The organism is Methylobacterium sp. J-078 (assembly GCF_022829285.1).
Classification (GTDB): Bacteria; Pseudomonadota; Alphaproteobacteria; order Rhizobiales; family Beijerinckiaceae; genus Methylobacterium.
The window spans coordinates 92,257-113,231 of record NZ_JAKSYI010000060.1 but is presented as its reverse complement, the minus strand read 5'-3'; the positions used below and the strand labels follow the sequence as shown (position 1 = coordinate 113,231).

Here is a 20,975-nt window from a genome sequence, read left to right as displayed (position 1 = left end):
GCCGCAGCACAGGGAACGCATAGGGCGCTCCGGGACTTGTCATTCCGAGTAACGGGAGTTCGCGGATGACGCTTTTTCAGGTGAAGCAACGCTCGACCGGCGTCCTCCTCTGGGTCGGCCCGGCCGACAGCGAAGGACATGCGCTGGACGTCATGGCCCGCGCGGCGGGCTTTCGCGATGCGGCTCACCTGCCGGTTCATGTCCGCTACGGCGGCTTCCGGACCGCGCGCGTGGTTTCCTGAAGGACGGCGGGCGGCGCGGCCGCTCCCCCGATCGGAGCCGAACCGGCGGCGGGTGACTGGAAATCGCAGCGCGGTGCGCGCACAAGGCGGGCGATCTCGCTGTCCCCGCCAGAGCCGCATGGAGCGTCCCGGATGGATCTCGCCGACCTTGCCCCGCACGCCCACCAGGTTCTGCGCGAGGCGACGCTGCCCGAGCTGCCAAACCATTACCGGGGCAAGGTCCGGGACAATTACGACCTTCCCGACGGCCGGCGCATCCTCATCACCTCCGATCGGATCAGCGCCTTCGACGTCGCGCTGGCCGCCATCCCGTTCAAGGGACAGGTCCTGACCCAGACAGCGCGGTTCTGGTTCGAGCGCACGGCGGATCTCTGCCCGAACCATGTCCTGGCCTATCCCGACCCGAACGTCGTGGTGGGTCGCCGCCTCGACATCCTGCCCGTCGAGATCGTCGTGCGGGGCTATCTGGCGGGCACGACCTCGACCTCGATCCTGACCCGCTACCGGGCCGGCGAGCGTAACCTGTACGGCCACACGTTCCCGGACGGGATGCGGCCGAACCAGCGCCTCGACCAGGCCATCATCACGCCGACCACCAAGGCCTTCGACGGCGGCCACGACGAGCCCCTGACCGAGGCCGACATCCTGGCCCAGGGCCTCCTCACCCCGGAGCAGTGGGCGACCGTCTCCGGGGCGGCCCTCGCGCTGTTCGCGCGGGGCCAGGAGATCGCCGCGACCCGCGGCCTGATCCTGGCCGACACCAAGTACGAGTTCGGCACGGATGCGGATGGGCGCATCGTGCTCGCCGACGAAATCCACACCCCCGACAGCAGCCGCTACTGGTTCGCGGAAAGCTACGACGCGCGCCTGGCCGCCGGCACCGCGCCCGAGAGCTTCGACAAGGACTTCGTGCGCAATTGGGTGGTGGCGCGCTGCGACCCCTACCGCGACGCGATCCCCGAGATTCCGGCGGAGGTCGTGCTGGAGACGGCGGACGTCTACATCCGGGCCTACGAGACCATCACGGGCGAGCGCTTCGTGCTGCCCGACCCGGGCGAGGCGCCGCTGGCGCGGATCCGGCGCAATCTCGGGGCCTATCTCGGCACCGATCCGGCCCCGTAGCCGGCGCGCCCTGTTCCCGACGCAGCGACGCTGCTTCGTATCGTCGCCTCGCCGGGAACGATGCATCCGCTACCCTCGATCACCTGACGGCGCGGGGGATTCATGATTGCGGCGCAACTCCTCGGACTGACCGCCCTGGCCTTCCTGGCGCCGATTCCGGCCGAGCGCTACCAGCCGCCGGAGCCGCCTCGGGGCGTCGGCTGGGCGGTCTTCGCGGTGGCGGCGCTGCTGCTCGTGGTGACGGTGGTGCCCCTCAGCCTCGCGCTCGCCGACAAGTGGGCGATGGATGCCCATGCCGCGGAGTGCCGGGCCTCCGGCGGCCGCTTCGCCGCGAGCCCGTCGGCGACCGGGCGCGGCGGCTATCGCTGCGACCGTCCCGACCGGTAGCGCGCGCGTCAGAAATCCGCGTGGATGCGCGTCGCGAAGAAGTCGGCCGGTCCGCGATCCCGGTTGTAGGCCGGGTTCTCGACGTGCTGATAGTTGAACGACACCGTCAGGGCCTTGCCGAGGCTGAGGGCGTAATAGGCCTCGATGGCCCGCTCGGGGGCGTAGTTCAGGCGTCCGTCGCCGATGAGGAGGCCGATGCCGCCATTGGCGAAGAAGGCCCGGTGGCTCGGCGAGATCCCGTTCAGCGAGGTGCCGAGGCCCACCGTGTCGGCTGGCCGGCCCCAGGCGGTTCCCTTCAGCGAGACGCCGCCCGAGACGGACTGGTCGATGTCGGTGAAGGACAGGCTCTCGCTCCGGCCGTTGTTGGCGCTCACCCGGGCGAAAACCCCGAGATCCGGCGTCACCGCCTGTTCGAGGTTGAGGTAGAAGCCGGTCTTGCGCCGGGCCGCGCGGGTGGCGGCGGCCGCGTCGTTGATGTCGCCGAACACGCCGGCCTGGGTCAGGCCCACGACCTGCCGGTAATCGGCGGTGTTGCCGACGTTCGAGAAGAACCCGATGCGCAGCCTGCCGGGCTGGTCGAGCACGGGCAGCACGTGGCGTTCCTCGAACTCCACCGTGGTGCCGGCCCGGCGGAACACGCGCGGGTCGAGCACGTCGCTCGACGGCTCCTTCGGCACCTGCGTGTAGGCGGCGCGGATCGCGAATTCGGCGCGGTTGTACTCGACCATCACGCCTTGGGTGAAGCCGGGTAGGTTGGCGGGGAAATCGTAGGCGCCGGACGCCCAGATGCCCCAGTTCATGAAGTCGACGCGCGGATCGTGGGCGTAGACGTTGCCGTCGAAGTAGTCGCCGAGCGCGAACTTGCCCGCCACCACGGTGATCCGCTCGATGTCGCGCCTTGTCGCGACCTGGTTCGGCCCGTCGGGCACGTCCTCGGTCTCGCCGCCGAGCCCGAAGGTCTGGCGCACGAAGTAGCGGTTGGAGCGCAGCTTCGGGAACGGCGCGCCCGCCTTCTGTGCCTCGCCGTTGACGAAGCCGGCGACACCCAAGGTGCGGCTGAGGCCGAAACCCTGCGAGAATTCCGGGTTGTAGTAGAGTTCGGTGCCCTCCAGAAGCTTGAGCCCCAGGAAGGCGGTGGCGGTGGTGGTCGACTGGACCTGACGGCCGATCAGGCTCGCCGGGCCGGTATAGGGCGCGCGGAACCCCGTCACGCCCTGCGCCACGATGGTCGTCTGCCCGTGCAGCGAGAAGCGCTGGTCGAGATCGTTGCCGCCGGCATCCTCGGCCTCCGGGGGCAGCACGAGACCGCCCGGATGCCAGGACAGCCGCGCCATCATCTGGTTCGCGGTGTAGGCGGCCCGCGTCGCGACGGGGCCGCCATCGGCGCGGGGCAGCGTGCCGAGATCGAAGCGGCCGCTGCCGCCGAGATCGAGGTAGCGATAGTCGATCCCGAGGGACAGGTGTTCGCTGAGAGCGAACTGCACGCCGGCCCCGAGGGTGAAGCCGAGATACGAGAGGTCCCGGCGCGCGGTGGCGGCGCTGCCTCCGGCCAGGTCCGGATAGGTCGCCAGCACGCGGGCATTGGCCCCGGCCAGACCGAAGCTCGCATAGACCAGCGCCCGGTCAAAGGCGTAGCCGAAGCGCCCGCGCAGGGTGCCGTAGACATCCGTCTTGACGCGGATCAGGCCGAAGGCGGGGTCGGTGTCCTCGTAGCCGAAACCGGGGGCGCTCGACGCCACGGGCCGCTTGAGGTTGGCCGCCGAGACATCGGCCTCGAGACCGTAGACCCAAGGACCGGTCTGCCAGTTGTAGCCGCCGAACAGGCCGCCCAAAGCCGTCGTGGCGTTGCGGGCGAGATCCGCCCGACCCGTGGCATCGCCCGTCTTGAACGCCGGCACCGCGCGCGCGCCGATGGTCGTGTCGCGGAAGTTGAAGGCGCCGTAGGAATTGCCTCCGCTGCCCTGGATCCCGAGATACCCGCCCGACCAATCGACGAAGGCAGGGACGGGGCCGGTGGCGCGCAGGCCGGCCGGATCGGCCGCGAAGGCGCCGGTCGCACCCGCGAGGCCGAGGGCGCAGCCGGCGAGCCGCGCGCCTCTGGCGCATCCGAAGCGATGCCGTCGTCCCATACCGCCCCCCTACCGATCTCCCCTCGATATAGACGATGCTATAACTGTGACAATGAGGTTTAATCCGCGCGTCGGCGGATTGGGGTGGCTGTTGCCCGATCGCCTCACTGGGCCGAACGGTGGGCCCCGACGGATCTCCTAGGCGTCGCACATGACGGGTCTTTGACGGGCGGCGCGATCCTCCATGCCCGTCCGGGGACGCGGATCGGTCCGGTGGGCCTTATTCAGGCGTTGCCCGTCTCGATCTGCTCGATCAGGCCGGTCAGTTCCTGGATCCGCAGGCGCAGGCCCTCCATGGCGCTCGCGTCGGTGTCGCGCAGGGCATAGCCATCCGTGAATTGCCGGCCCTCCGGATGGCCCTCGTCGCGCATGGCCTGGAGTTCCTGGATCAGACGGTCGCGTTCGGCGACGTAGCGGCTCCGGTCCGCCTCGATAGTGGGCATCGTCGGTCTCCTGGGTTCGGCGCGGGGTGCCCGGGGTGGAGGCCTTGCCGTTCCACTTGGCATCGCCGGACCAATCCTTCAGGGCGGCCCGAGGTTCAAACCCCGCCCGACTGGCAGGGCCGGGCTGGCGCGATCCCGCTGTCCCGATCGCGCTCATGGAACTCCGCCGTCGTGCGTTCGTTGACCCGGCGACCCAAGCTCGATGACCTGAACGACCCGCCCGGCCCAGCCGCGGCGGGTTCTTTTTTGGTTTTTTGGATGGGACGCATCGCACATGTAGCATGCAGAGGCATTCCGAAGACTTTGGATAGGAAATATGACCGGCAATATTTCTCGCGCGGCATATAGGCCTAGGGAGTGCCGTGCAAGAAACAGCATGTTGTGCTGACTAGCCGGCGTGCTTTCTGCAAGAAAAATAGCCAGGCGAAAAATTTTAGCCTGGGCTTAAAACCTGTGCGACTAGCCAGAATGCTTACCGTCTCGGAGAACGAACGTGGGCCTTCTCGCGCGCTTCAGCATCATTACCAAATTGATGAGTGTGGTCGTCCTGATCGGCGCCATCGTCAGCGGGTGCCTCTGGTACGCCACGACCCGCATGGCCGTCATCGACGGCGCCTATACGCAGTTCCTCAATCGGGACACCAAGGCGATCGCCGATCTGCGCACGGTCAACCGGCTGATCTTCACGCTCAGCTACTTCAACTTCCGCAATATCGCCGAGACGAACCCCGTCGACATGCAGCGGACCGATCGCGGCTTCGAGGAGGCGAGCGAGCGCCTCAACAAGGTTCTGGGCGAACTGCGCGACGCGGCGCCGAGCTTCGCGGGACGCCTCGACCTCCTGAAGCAGAAGATCAACGGGTTCGTCGCCGATTCCTCCGAGGCCCGGACCCTGGCGAGCAGCGGCCTGAAGACCGAGGCGCTCGCGCTGCTGCACCAGAGCGTCGATCCGACCTTCGACGCGATGGTGGCGGAGGGCTCGGCGCTCGGCCGGGACATCCGAGCCTTCGTCGACGCGGGCGCCCGCAACCTCGCGGAGACGACGGACAGGACCCGCCTGAACACGCTGCTGCTGGGCGGCTTCGGTCTCCTCGCCGGGCTCCTGGCCGCCGGCCTCGTGGCGGTGTTCGGCATCACGCGGCCGATCGCGCGGTTGGTCGAGGCCCTGCGGCGCATGGCGGCCGGCGACAGCGAGGCCGTTGTCGCCGGGCGCGAGCGCCGCGACGAGGTCGGCGCGGTGGGGCGCGCCGTGGAGGAGATCCGGACTCTCGTCGCCCGCAAGGCCACCGAGGAGGCGGAGCGCCAGCAGACCGCCGACGCGGCCGCGTCCGCCGAGCGCCGGCGCACGATGCACGCGCTGGCCGACGGCTTCGAATCGGCGGTCGGCTCGATCATCGCGACGGTGTCCGCCTCCGCAGGAGCCCTGCAGGGGACGGCCGAGGCCATGAGCGCGACGGCGACACGGACCTCGCAGCAATCCGGCACCGTGGCCAGCGCGGCCGACGAGGCCGCCGCGAATGTGGGCACCGTGGCGGCGGCGGCCGAGGAACTCGGCTCCTCCGTGCAGGAGATCGGCCGGCAGGTCGACGGCTCGGCCGAGCTGGCGCGGCGGGCGGTGGAGGAGGCCTCCCAGACCGGCGCCCTCGTGCAGGATCTCAGCGTCGCGGCCGGCCGGATCGGCGACGTGGTGGCGCTGATCACCTCCATCGCGAGCCAGACCAACCTGCTGGCGCTGAACGCCACCATCGAGGCCGCGCGCGCCGGCGAGGCGGGCCGTGGCTTCGCGGTGGTCGCGGCCGAGGTCAAGGAACTCGCCAACCAGACCACGCGGGCCACGCACGAGATCGAGGAGCAGATCGGGCGAATCCAGGCGTCGACCGGTCATGCGGTCGGAGCGATCCGCTCCATCTCCGGGCGGATCGGCGAGATCGCCGCGGTGACGACGAGCATCGCGGCGGCGGTCGAGGAGCAGGGCGCGGCCACCCAGGAGATCGTGCGCAACGTCGGTCAGGCCGCGAGCGGCACCAGCGACGTCACCGCCAACATCCTCGGGGTCGCCCAGGCCGCCGAGCAGACCGGCGCCGCCGCGTCGCAGGTCCTGATCTCGGCCGCCGAACTCTCGACCCAGTCCGAGCACCTCAACGGACAGGTCACCCGCTTCCTGCAGACGGTTCGGGCGGCGTGAGGCCGCCCGTGGCGTAGCGGGACGGCGGACGGCTGAGATAGCGCGAGCCGGCGAGCAGGAATCGCCAGGGCGTTTCCACCCCGCGCGAGATGCCGATGCGTCGGTCTGCGATCCAGGCCGGGGCGGCGTCCGGGGCGGCGAGGCGAAAGGGCGCCGCGTCGAGGGCGGCGCCATCCAGGGCTCCGGTGACGCCGAGCGCCTGGCAGAGGCGGCCGGGGCCGGCGCAGAGCCGGCGCGGATCGGCAAGCCCGCGCCGCGCGGCCATCGCCGCTAGGCCGTGGCGCGGTTCCAGAGCCCGGATCAGCACGGCGCTGCCGGGCGCGCAGACGAAGTTCAGGCACCAGTGCAGGCCGTAGGAGCGATAGACGTAGGCCCGGCCGGGCGGTCCGAACATGCTGGCGTTGCGCCGGGTCGGCCCGTTGACGCTGTGCGAGGCCGGATCGGCCGCGTCGTAGGCCTCCGTCTCCACGATGGTGCCGCCGATGCCCTCCACCAGAAGGCCGCAACCGATCAGCGCGGCGGCGACGACCGCCGCAGGCCGCGCGAAATAGCCGGCCGGGAGGGCGGCGGTGGTGCCGTCGCTCATGGCGCGGGGTTGGCCTCCGTGGCTTTGGGGGCCGCAGCCCCGCCCGCCTCGGCCCGCATGCGCTCGAACGCTTCCGGCCCGAGATCGAGGGCGAGGCGCACCGCCCGCTCGACATAGGCCTGGGGCGTCAGTCCGGCGCCGTTGGCCGCGCGCGAGACCTCCAGGCCGAGCCCGAGATCGAGAGGAATCGACGTCGTGCGCGGCGGCGCCCGTTCGACCACGGCGGGTGCCGTGGCGAGGGCCGCCGGTGCGACGGCGGCGCGCAGGGCGGCGGTGCCGGTGAGGGGGGCGGGGCCGCCCTCCGGCCGGGGCGGCAGGCCGAGGGCCTCGCGCCGCCCCTGGGCGGCGAGCCGGTCGGCGCGCTCGTTGCCGACCTCCCCCGTATGGCCCCGCACCCAGGTCCAGCGCACGTCGCGGCGCGCCGCCAGCGCGTCGAGCTCCTGCATCAGCTCGACGTTCTTCACCGGGCCGGTGGCGGTGCGCCAGCCCTTGGCCTTCCAGCCGCGCATCCACTCGGTCACGGACTTGATGACGTACTGGCTGTCGCAGCGCATCTCGATCTGCGCGCCCTCGGGGAAATGCCGCAGGGCGTTGATCGCCGCCGTCAGCTCCATGCGGTTGTTGGTGGTGGCGCGATCCCCGCCGCAGAGTTCGATCCGGCCGGCCTCGGCCTCGATCACGACGCCCCAGCCGCCCGGGCCTGGATTGGGGTCACATCCGCCGTCCGCATACACGATCGTGCGCATCAAACTCGTTTCGACCTTCTCGCGGCAGCCGGTCCAGCGAGCGGGCGGCGCCGGGGTTTCCGGGCTCCCGCCATAGCACGGGCCGGCCCCCCGGCGGCACCCGGGCTCAGGTGCGGGCGGGGTCGATGCGGTAGCGGATCGGCTTGAAGCTGCCGTTGTTGGATTGCAGGGCCGAGCAGGCGGTCAGACCGATCACGAGGTCGCACTCCGCCTCGAAGGTGACGTGGTCGCCGGCCCGGCTCAAAGGCGGCTCGACCTTCAGTTCGCCGGTGCCGCCGTCTACCGTCACGTTCATGAAGACGTTGAAGGCGACCGGAATCCGGTCCGGCGCGACGCCGTAGGGGGCGAGTGCCGCCGCGAGATTGCCGAAGCAGCCCCGGTGCGGGTGGGCGTCGCCGTAGATGATCCGGAAGGTGTCGGCCGAGCACGGGGTGAGCAGGAAGTCGTGCCGGCCCACGGTGTCCGCGACGATGCGCAGGAGCACGTTCGAGCGGTTGGAATAGATCGGGTCGCCGGTGGTGAGGTAGATCCGGCTAGCATAGTCCAGGGTTCGGCCCGAGGAGATGACCTCGTCGAGGTCGCCCCGCACGAAGGCCAGGAGGTCGGCGACCTGCTCGCCCTGCGGGTCGATCACGGTCAGCCGCTCGCCCTTGTCGAGGGTGAAGGCGGTGCCGGAGCGGGGCGCGATCTCGTGCACGGGAGCCTCAGGCGGCATCGCGGCTCTCCGTCGCGCGGCCCCGGAACGGGCAGACCCAGTCCGCATCCACGACACGGCCGCTGTACTGGCGCGCCTCCGAGGCGTCGCCGTGCCGGGCCAGCATCGGGTTGATCGAGCCGGCCAACGCCTCGTCGCGCGACAGGATTGCGCTGCGCAGCTTCTCGTAGCGGCCCTCCGCACGCAGCTGCTCGAACTGGGCGCGCAGGTTGAACACCAGGACGGGGTGCGAGAAGCGCCGGGCCGGGCGGCTCGCGCCGGGATGCATCCCGACGACGAAGAACGCTTCGCCGCCGAAGGAGAGCGAGAAGTGCGGATCGTTCGGATCGGCCTCGACGCGGGCGTCGTAGCGCTGGCCGAGGAACGCGTCCTTGTCCGACAGGGACTGCACGCGATTCCAGAGGTGGCGCTCGAACGCCTCCTCGCCGAAGGCGGTCTCGTCCGCGAAGATGACGGCGAAGCTCTGGAACAGGTCGGGCTTGGCGCGGTAGCGGCAGATGAAGGCGAGGAGCGCCGGATAGAGCCGGGGATCGTCCCAGCTCGAGGCGATGCTGCGCGCCACGACGATCTTCATCTGGCCCTTCGAGAGCGCGGATTTCGCACCGACGCAGGGGAAGGGCTGACTTCTGATGAAGTCCTCGAAGGCCACGGCCAGGGGATGGCCGCTGTCGTCTGTGGGGAGATGCATGGAAACTCGACGCTGACGGTACGCGGAACACGAAGGTGCCGACGTGAACCGGCCCTTGCTGGCCATGTTCCGTTCGCGCGACGGCATGGCACGCCGCATCCACAGTTGCGTGAGCCCCCGTGTGTCGCGCGCCGCCGAACCTTTGCCGGCGCCGGGCATTGACCCGCGATGCCGGGACCAGCCGATGATGACGCAACCATGAGCCGTTCCGGGGCCTCCCGCCTCGCCAGGGTCGCCCTGCGGGCCCTGCGCCTCTTCGCCAAGCCCGTCCGCCGGTCTCAGGGCAGGGCCGGCACGGTGGTGGAGACCTATCGCGGCTACGGCTCGCGCGACGAAGTCTTCCTGATCGGCCGGGTCTTCCGCCAGTCGCAGCGGGCGGCGAGCGCCGCCGACGAGGGCTGGGCGGCGGAACTGCGCGACATCCGGCGGCGCATCACCCGCCGCAAGGTGGCGGGCGCGGTGCTCACCGCGCGGTTCTTCGGCTGCGAGGAACAGGTCGTCACCGACCGCGACGGCTACTTCCGCGTCCATCTGCGGCCGAACCTGCCCGCCCCCCCGGAAGCGTCCTGGCACCTGATGGAACTCGATCTGGCCGGGCCCGAGCCGGTGCGGGCTGAGGGGCAGGTCTTCATCCCCTCCGCCGCCTGCCGCCGGGTGGTCATCAGCGACATCGATGACACGATCATGCGCACGGGCGTGGCCAACAAGGCCAAGATGCTCTGGCGGCTGTTCGTGGAGGATGCGGAGAACCGCGTCGCCTTCCCGGGCGCCGCCGCCCTCTATCGCGCGCTCTATGCGGGGCCGTGCGGCGCCGAGGGCAACCCGATGCTCTACGTCTCGCGGGCGCCGTGGGGCATCTACGACATGCTGAGCGAGTTCTTCGTCATGCACCGGATTCCCGTCGGACCGGTGCTGTTCCTGCGCGAATGGGGTTTGTCCTGGACAAGCCCGCTGCCGCGCCGGGCCGAGGACCACAAGCGCGAGTTGATCGAGCGCATGCTCGCGCTCTACCACGACCTGCCCTTCGTGCTGATCGGCGACAGCGGACAGCACGACCCCGAGGTCTATGCCGGAATCGTGGCCGCCCATCCGGGCCGGGTGGCGGCGGTCTACATCCGCAACGTCTCCCACGGCGCGGGGCGCCTCGACGAGATCGCCCGCCTCGCCGAGGCGGTGGAGGCGGACGGCAGCAGCCTGGTGCTGGCCGCCGACAGCCTCGCCATGGCCGAGCACGCCGCCGAGCGCGGGCTGATCCATGCCGACGCGATCGCGGATGTGGCGCGGGAGTGGAACGCGGACGGCGCGGTCCCGGAAACGGGCCGGCGGGCGGGCCGAACCCGGGCGCGTGCCCTGCGCAAGGTCCTGGGGGAAGCAGGTGCGACACCCCCGAACGTGGTCGTCGAACCGGCGCGATCGGACCCGCCGAGCGGATAGGAAGAGGGGCTGCACCCGTGATGGGAATGAGACCGGCCGGATTGGTGGTGCTCGCCGCCCTCGTCCTTCCCGTCTCGGCCGAGGCGGAGCAAGCCGAGTCCATCCTGGGCGAATGGCAGCAGATCGCCACCAATGCGGGCGCCTGTCCAACCTGTCGGATCAACTTTCGGACCAGAGATCGGGGCATCGTCGTCAGCGCCAACAACGGGTGGACGGCGACCCTCGAGCGGACCGGCTCCACCGATCTGACCGGCAATGGCCGCTGGGACCCGCAGGGACGCGGCTGGCCGACGGGACGGGCCTTCACGATCCGCTACCGCTAGGACGGCGATCGTCTCGTCATGACGATGGTTGTCGATACCGGCTGCGGCCGAAGGCCTACCGTGCACGCGACCTACGTCAGATCCTGGCAGGGTGTCTGACCGAGGCTCCACCGGCCGCGCGAAACCCCGCGACACCGGATGACCCGGACCATTCGACCGGCGTGGCGTCCGCGCGATAGGTCGGGCTCTGCGCCGAACCCGAGGAGAGCCGATGGCCCCCATCAGCCCCGCCGCCAACATCTTCGCCGACCTGCCCGACGCATCGGCGGGCGAGGTGTTCACAGACCTCCTCGCGCGGCCCGGATGCCGGATCGAGCGCATCGTCTCCCGGGGGCAGATCACGCCGGTGGACCGGCCCTATCGGCAGGCCCATGACGAGTGGGTTCTGCTCCTAGCCGGCGCGGCCCGGCTGGACATGGGCGACGTCGAGACGGCCTTGGCGCCGGGCGACCACCTCTTCATTCCGGCCGGTACGGCCCACCGGGTCACCTTCACCGACCCGGACCGGCCGACGATCTGGCTGGCGATCCACCTCGGGGAGACGGACCGGCCGGTGCAGATTTCGGCCGATCCGGGTTAGGTCTCAGATGGCCGCGGCCGGGTCGCCGCCGAGGGGGTTGCCCGCATCCTCGTTGCGGTCGTCCGCCGCGTGGCGTGCCCGGCGCGCGCGTCCGCCCCGGTCGAGGAGCGAGCGGCCCAGCGCCCGGAAGGGCGCGGTGAGGCGACGGGCGTCGTCGGCGCGCTCCATGAAACGCTCGCCGTTGCGGATCTCCTTGTCGAGGCGCGCCATGGTCCGGGCCAGCGCCGGATCGTCGTCGTCGAGCCAGACCTCCACCGTGCGGGCGAAGGCGATGACCACGCCCTGGAGCTTGAGGCGGCCGAGCGGCCCCTCGGTGTTGATGCCGGCGGCGGCCAGCATGTAGCGGTGCGAGTTCAGGGCGACGCCGTTCAGCGCCAACATCGAGAGCGGATCGCCGCGCAGGGCGTAGGAGATCCGACGCAGGGCGTCCTTGTAGGGCGTCATCGCGTCGAGGCGGCGCATCAGGACGTCGAATAGGCGCTCGCGGGTCGGCTCGTCGGCGAGGTCCGAATTGTCGCCCTCCAGCACCTTGCGGTCGATGATGCGCGAAAGGCCCCCGAGCACCGCCCCCTTGGACGGGAAGAGGTCGCGCAGTTCGGCGAGGCTCAGGCCGGCCTCCCGGGCGATGTCGCCGACCTCGATGTCGTTCCACGGCTGCTCGGCGGCGAGCCGCATCAGGGCCTCGACGGCGGCTTCGCGCGGGGACGGCTTCGTCTCGCCCGACACCACCTCGGTGCTGACGGCGTTCGTGTCGGTCTCGTGGGTCTCGGGCTTGGGAGAGCCGGGGCGTTTGGCCATGGTCGTGCGATCCTCGTCCAATTCGCTCCCCATGTAGTGTCGCGATGGCGGAACGTTAGGTCCGGCTCAGCCCGCCAGCGCTCCGGCGCGGCGCCGCGCCGCGTCCACGGCCTCGCGCATCAGGTCCGGCAGGCCACCGCTGCGCATCAGCACGGCCAGCGCCTCCGCCGTGGTCCCGCCCGGCGAGGTCACGTCCTGGCGCAGCAGCCCGGCCTCGCGGGGATTGGCGTCGAGGAGGGCGGCGGCGCCCGAGACCGTGGAGCGGGCAAGACGCGCGGCCATGTCGGCGGGCAGGCCGGCGGCGGCGCCCGCCTGCGCCATCACCTCGGCCAGGAGGAAAACGTAGGCCGGGCCGGAGCCCGAGACGGCGGTCAGGGCGTCGATCAGGCCCTCGTCGTCGAGCCATTCCACCGAGCCGACGCTGGCGAGAAGCGCGTCCGCCTGGGCCCGCTGTCGCGCCTCGACCTCCGCGCTCGCGACGGCCCCGGTCGCCCCCCGGCCGATGCTGGCGGGGAGGTTGGGCATGGCCCGCACGATGGCACGGGCCCCGGGCAGGCGGTCGCGCAGGTTGGCGATGGTCTTGCCCGCCAGGATGGAGATTACGAGCGTGTCCGGTCCGATAAGGGACACGAGCCCCGGGGCGGCGGCCTCTAGGCCCTGCGGCTTCATCGCCAGCACCAGGGCCTCCGACACGGGCGGCACGGCCGGGTTGAGCGCGAGCCCGCGCGCCGCGCAGAGCGCCCGCATCTCCGGGGAGGCCTGCGGGTCGAGGATCGTGGTGCGGCCGGCATCCAGCCCGGCGGAGAGCCAGCCGGAGAGCATCGCGCCCCCCATCTTGCCGGCGCCGACGAGTGTGAGGGTGGCGGGGAGGGCGGCGGAGGACGGGGAGGGCGCGCTCACGCCTCGCCTTCGGTCTCGAAGAGCACGGCATCGAGGGACTCGCGGGCGGACTTGCCGGCCCAGAGCACGAACTGGAACGCCTGATAGTAGCGCTCGCAGGCATCGACCGCCGATTTCAGCATCATCGTGCACTGGCCCTGCGTCGGCGCGGCCCCGCCCGTCAGCAGCAGCGAGTGGCGGAACATCACCACGTTGTCCGTCGACCACAGGTCGAAATGCCCGACCCACAATTGCTCGTTGACCAGGGAGACCAGCGTCAGGATCTCGGTGCGCCGGCGCTCCGGCACCTTCAGGTCGAAGGCACAGGCCACGTGCAGCGCCTCCACGTCCTCGATCCAGGTGAACGCGACGTGGTAATCGGCCCAGCGCCCGGCGACGGAGACCGACATCTCGTCGGTCTCCGCCCGGTCGAAGATCCAGTCGCGCAGCGACGCGAGGCGCTCGACGATGTCGAGGGGATGCTCGTGCCGGTCGTGATCTTCGATGTGGAGTTGGGTCATGGCGGTCCAGTTTGTCGATCCGTGGCAGATCGGCGAAGTCGTTGCGAGCGTCGGACGGACGACCAGGGCCACCGTGATCCGGATCTGTGCCAGTCACGCCCGCGAGGATGGGCGAAACACGGCGATTCTGTTCGGTGCAGGGCGGTTCGGGTCGAAGGCGAATCAGGTCATGACCCACTATAGACCGGGCCGGACTCCCGTTTCAAAGCGCGTCGGTGAGCCGGTGAACAGGAAAGCGACCGTCCACCGTTCCTTCCTGTGCACAAGCGCGACGGCCTTGGAGGCCCGCGAATCGGCCAGGAAACCAGCCAGGAATCAGACCGCTTCGCTGGCCCCCGCATGCGCGTCCGCGCCGAGCTTGGCCTCGAGCGCCGTGACGCGGGCGGCCAGGGTGTCGTTCTGGGTGCGCAGCGCCGAGACGAGGTCGCGCAGCACGTCGAGCTCCTCGCGGGAGGCGATGTCCATGTCGCGGATCAGACGCTCGACCTGGGCCTTGAACACCGTCTCGGCCTCGCGGCGCACGCCCTGGGCGGCCCCGGCGGCGTCGGTCATCAGGCGGGCGAAATCGTCGAACAGCCGGTTCGAGCCTTGCATCATCGTCTCCCGAAGGGTCGAGGCCGCCATCCGTGACGGTCACGAGACCGGCGCCATCGCACCGACATAAGAATCGGCGCGTCCCCCGGCAATCCGTGCCGGCGGATTGCCGGGCCCGGGCCCGTGTGTTTCGGGCCGTTTCCGATGCGGCGCGCTCGAAACAGCCGTTTACAAATCGTTGCGGGAGCGGCCCTTCGCCCCGGGGTCGGGAGGGCGCATAATCGCACGCCGACCAATCCGCGCCGGGGTTTCCCGGATGCGCGAGGAGCCGCGATGCTCGGGACCATGCCGCAGACGAGTACGACCCATCCCCATATCCTCCTCGTCGAGGACGACCGCGAGATCAGCGCCCTCGTGGCGCGCTACCTCCGGGCGAACGAGTGCCGCGTCAGCCTCGCGGGGGACGGCGTCTCCATGGACCGGATTCTGGCCGATGCCCGGGTCGATCTCGTCGTGCTCGACCTGATGCTCCCCGGCGAGGACGGCCTCAGCCTCTGCCGGCGCCTGCGCGCCGCCTCCCGCATCCCGATCCTCATGCTCACCGCCAAGGCGGAGGAGATCGACCGGATCATCGGTCTGGAGATCGGGGCCGACGACTACCTCGGCAAGCCGTTCAATCCGCGCGAGCTCCTGGCCCGCATCCGCGCCATCCTGCGGCGGGGCTCGGGCACGGAGACCGAGGCGGAGGAGGGCGTGCGCCGCCTGCGCTTCCTCGGCTGGACCCTCGACGTGTCCCTGCGCCAGCTCCTCAGCCCCGAGGCGGCGCGCATCGCCATCACGGGGGCGGAGTTCGACCTGCTGCACGCCCTCTGCCTCAGGCCCGGCCGGGTGCTCTCCCGCGACCAGCTCCTCGACCTGACGCAGGGGCGGGCCGCCGGACCGTTCGAGCGCAGCATCGACGTCCTGATCAGCCGCATCCGCCAGAAGATCGAGCAGGACCCGCGCAATCCCGAGATCATCCGCACCATCCGCTCCGGCGGCTACCTGTTCACGCCCGAAGTGACCCGCGCATGAGGGTCCGCTGGAACCGCCTGCGCGCCCTCGTTCCGTCGAGCGTCGCCGGGCAGATCGCCCTCCTCATCGTGGCGGCGGTGGTCCTGGCCCACGCGCTGGCGACCCTCGCGTTCTTCACCCTGCGCGAGCCCTGGCGGCCCGACGACCATCCCGGCGTCGCGGCGACGCGCATCGCCACGGTCACGCGCCTCCTCGACGGCGCCAGCCCGGCCGACCGCCCCGCGCTGCTGGCCAATGCGGCGCGGATGCTGCCGACCCTCCGCCTGGAAGCGTGGGACGGCAAGCCCACGGACGCCGCGGCGCCGGAGGCCGGGGATCGCATCTCCGACCATCCGATGGTCCAGCGCCTGCGCGACGGCTTCGCCCGGCCCCTGGCGATCACCGATCTCGGGGGCGGATCGCGCGCGGCGGAGGCGCCCGTCGGCGTCAGGGTCGGGGTCGAGACGCCCGGTGGCGCGCGGCTCTCGGCCCTGGTGCCGGACGACGACCGGCCCCCGATGCGGCAGGGCGCCATCATCTTCACCTTCGTGTTCCTGGCCGTCGTCGTATCGGTGATCTCCCTCTACGCGACCCGGGCGCTCACGGCGCCGCTGGCCCGCCTGGCCGAGGCCGCCGACGTGTTCGGCACTCGCATGAACCTCGTCGACCTGCCCGAGAACGGCCCGCGCGAGGTCGTCGCGGTGTCGCGGGCCCTCGACCGGATGCGCGCCCGCGTGCGCCGCCTCATCGACGACCGCACCCAGATGCTGGCCGCCATCAGCCACGACCTGCGCACCCCGATCACCCGCCTGCGCCTGCGGGCGGAGTTCATCGAGGACGAGCATGCTCGGGCCATGACCCTGCGCGACCTCGACCAGATGAACGGCCTCGTGGAGGCGGCCCTGTCCTTCGTGCGCGACGGTCAGGCTCCCGAGGGGGGTGCCAAGACCCTGGTCGACCTCGCCTCCGTCGTGCAGACCGTGGCGGACGAGTTCGCCGATATCGGCGCCGACGTCCGGGTGGCGGAAACGCGCCACGTGCTGGTCCAGGCGCGTCCGGACGAGTTGCAGCGGGCGATCGTCAACCTCGTGGACAACGCCGTGAAGTACGGCGGTGGCGCCCGCCTCTCGGTGACGCAGACGGAACGCGGCGTCGCCGTCGAGGTCAGCGACGACGGACCCGGCATTCCGGAGGCGGAGCGCGACGCCATGCTCCAGCCCTTCGTGCGCGGGGACCGGGCGCGCAACCTCGATACCGCGAGCGGCTTCGGCCTCGGCCTGTCGATCGTGCTCGCCATCGTGGAATCGCATGAGGGCCGGCTCACCCTGCGCAACCGCACGCCGCGAGGCCTGAGCGCGCGGATCGAAATGCCGCGCGCCGCAGCCGTGGCGGGCGCCCCGACGAGCCCCGCCGTCGACCCGGGCACCCGCGCCGCCGCCTGATCCCCGCCCCCGGGCCTGATCAGAACTCCATGTCGAGTTCCTCGATCTCGTCGGGTTCGCGACCGGCCTCGGCCGCCCATTCCTCCATCAGCGGCCAGGCCAGGATGGTGTCGCGGTAGAGGGCGGTCTTGCGCGAGAGCGCGACGTCGTAGGTGCGGAAGCGCGTGCAGACGGGCGCGAACATCGCGTCGGCGAGGCTCGGCGTCTCGCCGAACAGGAAGGGGCCGTCGTAGCGCGACAGGCACTCGTCCACGATTGTGATGACCCGCTCGATGTCGCCCCGCGCGCCGTTGAAGATCTTGAAGTTGGTGTGGCGCGCCTTGAGGTTCATCGGCAGGGCCGAGCGCAGGTTGATGAAGCCGCCATGCATCTCCCCCGAGATCGAGCGGCAATGGGCGCGGGCCACGGCGTTGCGGGGCAGGAACCCGGCCTCCGGCCGGATCTCGTTGAGGTACTGGGCGATCGCCAGGGTATCCCAGACGATGATCTCGCCGTGGACGAGGCGAGGCACGAGGAAGGAGGGCGAGAGATGCAGCAGCTCCGCCCGGGTGGAGGCGTCGTTGCCGGAAAGCAGCTCGGTCTCGAAGTCGAGGCCCGCCATGCGGCAGACCAGCCAGCCGCGCAGCGACCAGGACGAGTAATTGCGACTGGAGATGGTCAGTGTCGCCGCAGGCATGGTCACCCCTGATGGTCTTCACATTCGAGCGATCGAGGCCTGCTCGCGCGGCCACCTCGCGATCCAAGACTCATGCCGCGAACGGACGAGCCTGCAAGATGATTCTGGTGTCCCGTGGTCCGCATCGCAGGGTTGAGGGATCTTTTCTCAGGCGCGGCGGGTTGACCCAGTCCTTTCGCGATCGGGAACCCGGGAGCCCGCGCATCATCCGGTCCGCAGCGTGTTCCTGTCCTTGTGATGTATACGCACAACAGCCGCAGGATATCACCTGTCAGGCCCGTTGCGTCGGGCGCCGGCCTGCCGCAGCGTAGCGCCCCGTCGCCGGCCCTGCCGGCGCACCCGTCCATCGCGGACGTTTTTCTTGTTCGACCGTTCGCGTAGGAGTTCGGGCTGCATGCTCTATCGTGCTTTCGATGCCCAGTCGGATCTGGCTGCCCAGACCCGAGCCTGGGGACGTCTCGTCCACGACGCCGTTTCGCCCTGGACCGCCGCCGGCTACCGGGAGCCGCTGAACTGGTGGTCGGCCGGCGCCCGCATGATGATGCGGGCGGGCCTCACCTTCGCGCGCCCGGCCTACGGCATCGACAGCGTCACGGTGGGCAACCGCGAGGTGCCGGTGACCGAGGAATCGGCCTTCGCCACGCCGTTCGGTACCCTCCTGCGCTTCAAGAAGGACATCGACACGGTGCAGCCGCGCGTCCTTGTGGTGGCGCCGCTGTCGGGGCACTTCGCGACCCTGCTGCGCGGCACGGTGCGCACCCTGCTGCCCGACCACGACGTCTACATCACCGACTGGCACAACGCCCGCGACGTGCCCCTGAGCGCCGGGCCGTTCGGGTTCGACGACTACGTCGATCACCTCGTGCAGTTCCTCGGCGTGATCGGTGAGGGCGCGCATCTCGTCGCCGTGTGCCAGCCCGCCGTGCAGGCCCTCGCCGCCGCGGCCGTCATGGCGCATTCCAAGGACGTGGCCCACCCGCGCAGCATGACGCTGATGGCCGGCCCGGTGGATTGCCGGATCTCGCCGACCTCGGTGAACCACCTCGCCACCTCGAAGCCGATCGAATGGTTCGAGAAGAACCTGATCGCCACCGTGCCGGACCGCCACAAGGGCGCGGGCCGGCGGGTCTATCCGGGCTTCATGCAGGTCTCGGCCTTCGTCTCGATGAACGCCAAGCGCCACATGCAGGGCCATGCCGACCTGTTCTGGCATCTCGCCAACGGCGAGACCGAGAAGGCGCAGCAGATCGAGGGCTTCTACGACGAGTACTTCGCCGTCCTCGACCTCGCGTCGGAGTTCTACATCGAGACGGTCAAGACCGTGTTCCAGGACTACACCCTGGCCAAGAACGAGCTCACCTACCGCGGCAATCCCATCGACATGGGGGCGATCCGCAGGACCGCGCTGATGACGGTCGAGGGCGAGCGGGACGACATCTGCGCGGTGGGCCAGACCATGGCGGCGCACGACCTCTGTACGAGCCTGCCCCATCACATGAAGAGCCACCACCTCCAGGCCGGCGTCGGCCATTACGGGGTCTTCTCGGGCCGCAAGTGGGAGAACCAGACCTACCCGTTGGTGCGCAACTTCATCCAGTCGCACAACTGAGCGGCGCTTGGATCTCGGGCCAGCCCGAGATCCGCCAGGCCAAGGGCGGGTCCCACCGGGGCGCGACGTGCTCGGCGCGTCAGGCCGCCGCGAGCGCCATCGACATGGATTCCTTCTTCATCAGCTCGCGGTAGAAGCCGTCGAGATGGGTGAGCTTGTCCGGCGAGCCGTCCTGGATGATCAGGCCGCCCTCCAGCACCACGATCCGGTCGAAATCCTTCAGGGTGGAGAGCCGGTGCGCGATGGCGATCACGGTGCGGCCCTTCATCAGGTTGGCGAGCGCGTGGCGGATCGCCTCCTCGGACTCGGCGTCGAGGGCCGAGGTCGCCTCGTCGAGGAGCAGGATCGGCGAATCCTTCAGGATCGCCCGCGCGATCGCGATGCGCTGACGCTGGCCGCCGGAGAGCTTCACGCCCCGGTCGCCCACGATCGTGTCGAACCCTTCCGGCAGCGCCTCGATGAAGTCGGTGCAGTGGGCGGCCGCGGCCGCCTTCCAGACGTCCTCGTCGGACGCGTCGGGCCGGCCGTAGCGGATGTTCTCCCGCAGGGTGCGGTGGAACATCGAGACGTCCTGCGGCACCACCGTGATGGCCTCGCGCAGGGATTCCTGCGTGACCCGCTGGATGTCCTGGCCGTTGATCAGGATGCGGCCGCCCTGCGCATCGTAGAAGCGCTGCAGCAGGGAGAATAGGGTCGACTTGCCGCCCCCCGACTTGCCCACGAGGCCGACCCGCTGGCCGGGCTGGATGACGAGGTCGAAATCCGTGAAGACGCCGCGCCCGTCCGGGTAGGCGAAGGCGACGTGGTCGAAGGTGATCTCGGCGCCCGTGCTGCCGGAGAGGGGCTCGGCCTCCGGGTGGTCGATGAGATCGTGCGGCTGGAGCAGGGTGTGGAGCGCTTCCGAGAGGCGTGCGGTGTGCTGGGTCGCGTCGACGAGCGCCACGGCGAGGTCGCGGGTCGCGGCGAGGATGCGGATGCCCAGGGTGCAGACCAGCACCACCTGGCCGTTGGTGGCCTGACCGGCCTCCCACATGGTGATCGCCCAGTAGAGCAGGCCCAGCACCGCCAGTACGGTGAGGATGGCGTGCACGATGCGCAGCTTCTCGAGATAGAGCAGCGAGGACCGGCGCGAGCGCATCTCCTGGCCGATGGTGCCGTCGAAGCGGGTGTATTCGCGCTTGAACGCCGAGAAGGCGCGCACCAGGGGCATGTTGCCCACGAGGTCGACCATCTCGCCGTCGACGGAGGCCGCCTTGGCGGCGAAGTCGTGGTGGAGGGGCTTTCCGGCAGCCGCCATCTTGAACATCAGCACCACCACGGCGGCGAAGATGCCGGCGAGCACCAGCGCCATCGTGAGATTGACGGTGCCGATGTAGAGGATCGAGCCAAAGGCCGCGACGCAGGGCGGCATCACGTTGAACACGAACATGTTCTCGACCGTGAAGATCGCGTTCGAGGTCGCGGTGATGCGCGAGGCCAGGGTACCCGGCTGGCGATCGGCGAAAAACGAGGGCGAGTGCCCGGTCATGTGGCGGAACAGGTCGCGGCGAATGTCGCCGGTGACGCCCACGAAGGTGAAGGAGCCGACGAGGCTCGCCACGCGCCAGAGCAGGTTGTCGGCGGCGATGAAGGCGATCAGGACGGCGAGGGCCCCCCAGATCAGCCCCGCCGATGGGCCCTTGCTGAGCGCATCGACCACACCCTTCAGCGCGTAGTCGGTGCTCACGGAGAAGCCGACCGCGCCGAGAACCGCGCACAGGATCACCGCATGCGGCAGGGCGCGGCGGCGCAGGTAGCGTCCCACGAAGGCGAACGGCCGATCGGCATAAACGCAGAGGTCTTCCATCGCGGTGACCATCCCGGTTTCGAGCATCCACCCGATG

At 70.4% G+C, this 20,975-nt stretch carries 22 protein-coding genes; 10 read left to right on the top strand and 12 right to left on the bottom strand.

The genetic code is table 11. The features are described from left to right. The first annotated feature begins 65 nt into the window (after nt 1-65). The 3 genes from MKK58_RS08665 to MKK58_RS08655 all read left to right on the top strand — a co-directional run bounded on the left by MKK58_RS08665 (nt 66) and on the right by MKK58_RS08655 (nt 1,751). Complete coding sequence (locus tag MKK58_RS08665) at nt 66-242, top strand: hypothetical protein (protein WP_243911685.1); 177 nt, start codon at nt 66-68, stop codon at nt 240-242. A gap of 132 nt (nt 243-374) precedes the next feature. Beyond that, nucleotides 375-1,364 (top strand): phosphoribosylaminoimidazolesuccinocarboxamide synthase, encoded by a 990-nt coding sequence (locus MKK58_RS08660; RefSeq protein WP_243911684.1) that lies wholly within the window; start codon nt 375-377, stop codon nt 1,362-1,364. A 102-nt stretch (nt 1,365-1,466) separates the two neighbouring features. Then, nucleotides 1,467-1,751, top strand: coding sequence for a hypothetical protein (locus tag MKK58_RS08655; RefSeq protein WP_243911683.1), 285 nt, complete (start codon nt 1,467-1,469; stop codon nt 1,749-1,751). 8 nt (nt 1,752-1,759) lie between these two features. Here MKK58_RS08655 and MKK58_RS08650 read toward each other — a convergent pair whose 3' ends face one another. Both MKK58_RS08650 and MKK58_RS08645 read right to left on the bottom strand, forming a co-directional pair. Beyond that, nucleotides 1,760-3,880, bottom strand: coding sequence for a carbohydrate porin (locus tag MKK58_RS08650; protein WP_243911682.1), 2,121 nt, complete (start codon nt 3,878-3,880; stop codon nt 1,760-1,762). A 224-nt stretch (nt 3,881-4,104) separates the two neighbouring features. Continuing rightward, on the bottom strand, nt 4,105-4,323 hold the full coding sequence (locus tag MKK58_RS08645) for a hypothetical protein (protein ID WP_243911681.1): 219 nt from the start codon (nt 4,321-4,323) through the stop codon (nt 4,105-4,107). Nucleotides 4,324-4,855: 532 nt separating this feature from the next. Here MKK58_RS08645 and MKK58_RS08640 point away from each other — a divergent pair. Beyond that, a complete protein-coding gene (locus MKK58_RS08640) occupies nt 4,856-6,508 on the top strand; it encodes a methyl-accepting chemotaxis protein (protein ID WP_243911680.1) in 1,653 nt (550 codons plus the stop codon). Here the strand turns inward: MKK58_RS08640 and MKK58_RS08635 are convergent. From MKK58_RS08635 to gntA, 4 genes are all read right to left on the bottom strand, one after another. Further along, entirely contained in the window at nt 6,474-7,094 is a 621-nt protein-coding gene (locus MKK58_RS08635; RefSeq protein ID WP_243911679.1) for a DNA-3-methyladenine glycosylase, read from the bottom strand. The genes MKK58_RS08640 and MKK58_RS08635 overlap by 35 nt on opposite strands. Continuing rightward, nucleotides 7,091-7,840: a ribonuclease HI gene (gene rnhA / locus MKK58_RS08630; RefSeq protein ID WP_243911678.1), complete on the bottom strand. Its 750-nt coding sequence runs from the start codon at nt 7,838-7,840 to the stop codon at nt 7,091-7,093. The genes MKK58_RS08635 and rnhA overlap by 4 nt, the downstream gene beginning before the upstream one ends. Nucleotides 7,841-7,946: 106 nt before the next feature. Beyond that, the gene (locus tag MKK58_RS08625; RefSeq protein ID WP_243911677.1) at nt 7,947-8,555 is read right to left on the bottom strand and encodes a DUF1989 domain-containing protein; all 609 of its coding nucleotides are present in this window, start codon (nt 8,553-8,555) and stop codon (nt 7,947-7,949) included. Further along, on the bottom strand, nt 8,545-9,243 hold the full coding sequence (gene gntA / locus MKK58_RS08620; protein WP_243911676.1) for a guanitoxin biosynthesis heme-dependent pre-guanitoxin N-hydroxylase GntA: 699 nt from the start codon (nt 9,241-9,243) through the stop codon (nt 8,545-8,547). Before gntA ends, MKK58_RS08625 begins: the two co-directional genes overlap by 11 nt. Nucleotides 9,244-9,411: 168 nt before the next feature. Between gntA and MKK58_RS08615 the strand changes: the two genes are divergently transcribed. From MKK58_RS08615 to MKK58_RS08605, 3 genes are all read left to right on the top strand, one after another. Next, the gene (locus MKK58_RS08615; RefSeq protein WP_409565221.1) at nt 9,412-10,677 is read left to right on the top strand and encodes an App1 family protein; all 1,266 of its coding nucleotides are present in this window, start codon (nt 9,412-9,414) and stop codon (nt 10,675-10,677) included. A gap of 26 nt (nt 10,678-10,703) precedes the next feature. Beyond that, nucleotides 10,704-11,000 (top strand): hypothetical protein, encoded by a 297-nt coding sequence (locus tag MKK58_RS08610; RefSeq protein WP_243911674.1) that lies wholly within the window; start codon nt 10,704-10,706, stop codon nt 10,998-11,000. A gap of 211 nt (nt 11,001-11,211) precedes the next feature. After that, nucleotides 11,212-11,580, top strand: a complete 369-nt coding sequence (locus MKK58_RS08605; RefSeq protein ID WP_243911673.1) for a cupin domain-containing protein — start codon at nt 11,212-11,214, stop codon at nt 11,578-11,580. A gap of 3 nt (nt 11,581-11,583) precedes the next feature. On the opposite strand, the gene MKK58_RS08600 is transcribed toward MKK58_RS08605, so the two are convergent. The 4 genes from MKK58_RS08600 to MKK58_RS08585 all read right to left on the bottom strand — a co-directional run bounded on the left by MKK58_RS08600 (nt 11,584) and on the right by MKK58_RS08585 (nt 14,372). Then, entirely contained in the window at nt 11,584-12,378 is a 795-nt protein-coding gene (locus MKK58_RS08600; protein ID WP_243911672.1) for a TetR/AcrR family transcriptional regulator, read from the bottom strand. Between the two features lie 66 nt (nt 12,379-12,444). Then, nucleotides 12,445-13,278: a pyrroline-5-carboxylate reductase gene (gene proC, locus MKK58_RS08595; RefSeq protein WP_313899275.1), complete on the bottom strand. Its 834-nt coding sequence runs from the start codon at nt 13,276-13,278 to the stop codon at nt 12,445-12,447. Continuing rightward, nucleotides 13,275-13,778, bottom strand: a complete 504-nt coding sequence (locus MKK58_RS08590) for a YbjN domain-containing protein (protein WP_238277472.1) — start codon at nt 13,776-13,778, stop codon at nt 13,275-13,277. Before MKK58_RS08590 ends, proC begins: the two co-directional genes overlap by 4 nt. Nucleotides 13,779-14,093: 315 nt before the next feature. After that, entirely contained in the window at nt 14,094-14,372 is a 279-nt protein-coding gene (locus tag MKK58_RS08585; protein WP_243911804.1) for an accessory factor UbiK family protein, read from the bottom strand. Between the two features lie 273 nt (nt 14,373-14,645). Here MKK58_RS08585 and MKK58_RS08580 point away from each other — a divergent pair, with 273 nt between their 5' ends. Beyond that, nucleotides 14,646-15,386 (top strand): response regulator, encoded by a 741-nt coding sequence (locus MKK58_RS08580; RefSeq protein ID WP_409565220.1) that lies wholly within the window; start codon nt 14,646-14,648, stop codon nt 15,384-15,386. Further along, entirely contained in the window at nt 15,383-16,807 is a 1,425-nt protein-coding gene (locus tag MKK58_RS08575) for an ATP-binding protein (RefSeq protein ID WP_243911671.1), read from the top strand. Before MKK58_RS08580 ends, MKK58_RS08575 begins: the two co-directional genes overlap by 4 nt. A gap of 19 nt (nt 16,808-16,826) precedes the next feature. On the opposite strand, the gene MKK58_RS08570 is transcribed toward MKK58_RS08575, so the two are convergent. After that, on the bottom strand, nt 16,827-17,483 hold the full coding sequence (locus MKK58_RS08570; protein WP_243911670.1) for a glutathione S-transferase family protein: 657 nt from the start codon (nt 17,481-17,483) through the stop codon (nt 16,827-16,829). 394 nt (nt 17,484-17,877) lie between these two features. On the opposite strand from MKK58_RS08570, the gene MKK58_RS08565 reads away from it, so the two are divergent. Next, nucleotides 17,878-19,092 (top strand): polyhydroxyalkanoate depolymerase, encoded by a 1,215-nt coding sequence (locus tag MKK58_RS08565; RefSeq protein WP_243911669.1) that lies wholly within the window; start codon nt 17,878-17,880, stop codon nt 19,090-19,092. A 79-nt stretch (nt 19,093-19,171) separates the two neighbouring features. Here MKK58_RS08565 and MKK58_RS08560 read toward each other — a convergent pair whose 3' ends face one another. Beyond that, complete coding sequence (locus tag MKK58_RS08560) at nt 19,172-20,938, bottom strand: ABC transporter ATP-binding protein (protein ID WP_243911668.1); 1,767 nt, start codon at nt 20,936-20,938, stop codon at nt 19,172-19,174. Nucleotides 20,939-20,975: the final 37 nt, after the last annotated feature.

What these genes read in the sequence shown, in the direction of transcription:
- MKK58_RS08665 (WP_243911685.1), top strand. Translation starts at nt 66, where the DNA reads ATGACGCTTTTTCAGGTGAAGCAACGCTCGACCGGCGTCCTCCTCTGG.
- MKK58_RS08660 (WP_243911684.1), top strand. Translation starts at nt 375, where the DNA reads ATGGATCTCGCCGACCTTGCCCCGCACGCCCACCAGGTTCTGCGCGAG.
- MKK58_RS08655 (WP_243911683.1), top strand. Translation starts at nt 1,467, where the DNA reads ATGATTGCGGCGCAACTCCTCGGACTGACCGCCCTGGCCTTCCTGGCG.
- MKK58_RS08650 (WP_243911682.1), bottom strand. Translation starts at nt 3,880, where the DNA reads ATGGGACGACGGCATCGCTTCGGATGCGCCAGAGGCGCGCGGCTCGCC.
- MKK58_RS08645 (WP_243911681.1), bottom strand. Translation starts at nt 4,323, where the DNA reads ATGCCCACTATCGAGGCGGACCGGAGCCGCTACGTCGCCGAACGCGAC.
- MKK58_RS08640 (WP_243911680.1), top strand. Translation starts at nt 4,856, where the DNA reads ATGAGTGTGGTCGTCCTGATCGGCGCCATCGTCAGCGGGTGCCTCTGG.
- MKK58_RS08635 (WP_243911679.1), bottom strand. Translation starts at nt 7,094, where the DNA reads ATGAGCGACGGCACCACCGCCGCCCTCCCGGCCGGCTATTTCGCGCGG.
- rnhA (WP_243911678.1), bottom strand. Translation starts at nt 7,840, where the DNA reads ATGCGCACGATCGTGTATGCGGACGGCGGATGTGACCCCAATCCAGGC.
- MKK58_RS08625 (WP_243911677.1), bottom strand. Translation starts at nt 8,555, where the DNA reads ATGCCGCCTGAGGCTCCCGTGCACGAGATCGCGCCCCGCTCCGGCACC.
- gntA (WP_243911676.1), bottom strand. Translation starts at nt 9,243, where the DNA reads ATGCATCTCCCCACAGACGACAGCGGCCATCCCCTGGCCGTGGCCTTC.
- MKK58_RS08615 (WP_409565221.1), top strand. Translation starts at nt 9,412, where the DNA reads ATGCCGGGACCAGCCGATGATGACGCAACCATGAGCCGTTCCGGGGCC.
- MKK58_RS08610 (WP_243911674.1), top strand. Translation starts at nt 10,704, where the DNA reads ATGAGACCGGCCGGATTGGTGGTGCTCGCCGCCCTCGTCCTTCCCGTC.
- MKK58_RS08605 (WP_243911673.1), top strand. Translation starts at nt 11,212, where the DNA reads ATGGCCCCCATCAGCCCCGCCGCCAACATCTTCGCCGACCTGCCCGAC.
- MKK58_RS08600 (WP_243911672.1), bottom strand. Translation starts at nt 12,378, where the DNA reads ATGGCCAAACGCCCCGGCTCTCCCAAGCCCGAGACCCACGAGACCGAC.
- MKK58_RS08590 (WP_238277472.1), bottom strand. Translation starts at nt 13,778, where the DNA reads ATGACCCAACTCCACATCGAAGATCACGACCGGCACGAGCATCCCCTC.
- MKK58_RS08585 (WP_243911804.1), bottom strand. Translation starts at nt 14,372, where the DNA reads ATGCAAGGCTCGAACCGGCTGTTCGACGATTTCGCCCGCCTGATGACC.
- MKK58_RS08580 (WP_409565220.1), top strand. Translation starts at nt 14,646, where the DNA reads ATGCTCGGGACCATGCCGCAGACGAGTACGACCCATCCCCATATCCTC.
- MKK58_RS08575 (WP_243911671.1), top strand. Translation starts at nt 15,383, where the DNA reads ATGAGGGTCCGCTGGAACCGCCTGCGCGCCCTCGTTCCGTCGAGCGTC.
- MKK58_RS08570 (WP_243911670.1), bottom strand. Translation starts at nt 17,483, where the DNA reads ATGCCTGCGGCGACACTGACCATCTCCAGTCGCAATTACTCGTCCTGG.
- MKK58_RS08565 (WP_243911669.1), top strand. Translation starts at nt 17,878, where the DNA reads ATGCTCTATCGTGCTTTCGATGCCCAGTCGGATCTGGCTGCCCAGACC.
- MKK58_RS08560 (WP_243911668.1), bottom strand. Translation starts at nt 20,938, where the DNA reads ATGGAAGACCTCTGCGTTTATGCCGATCGGCCGTTCGCCTTCGTGGGA.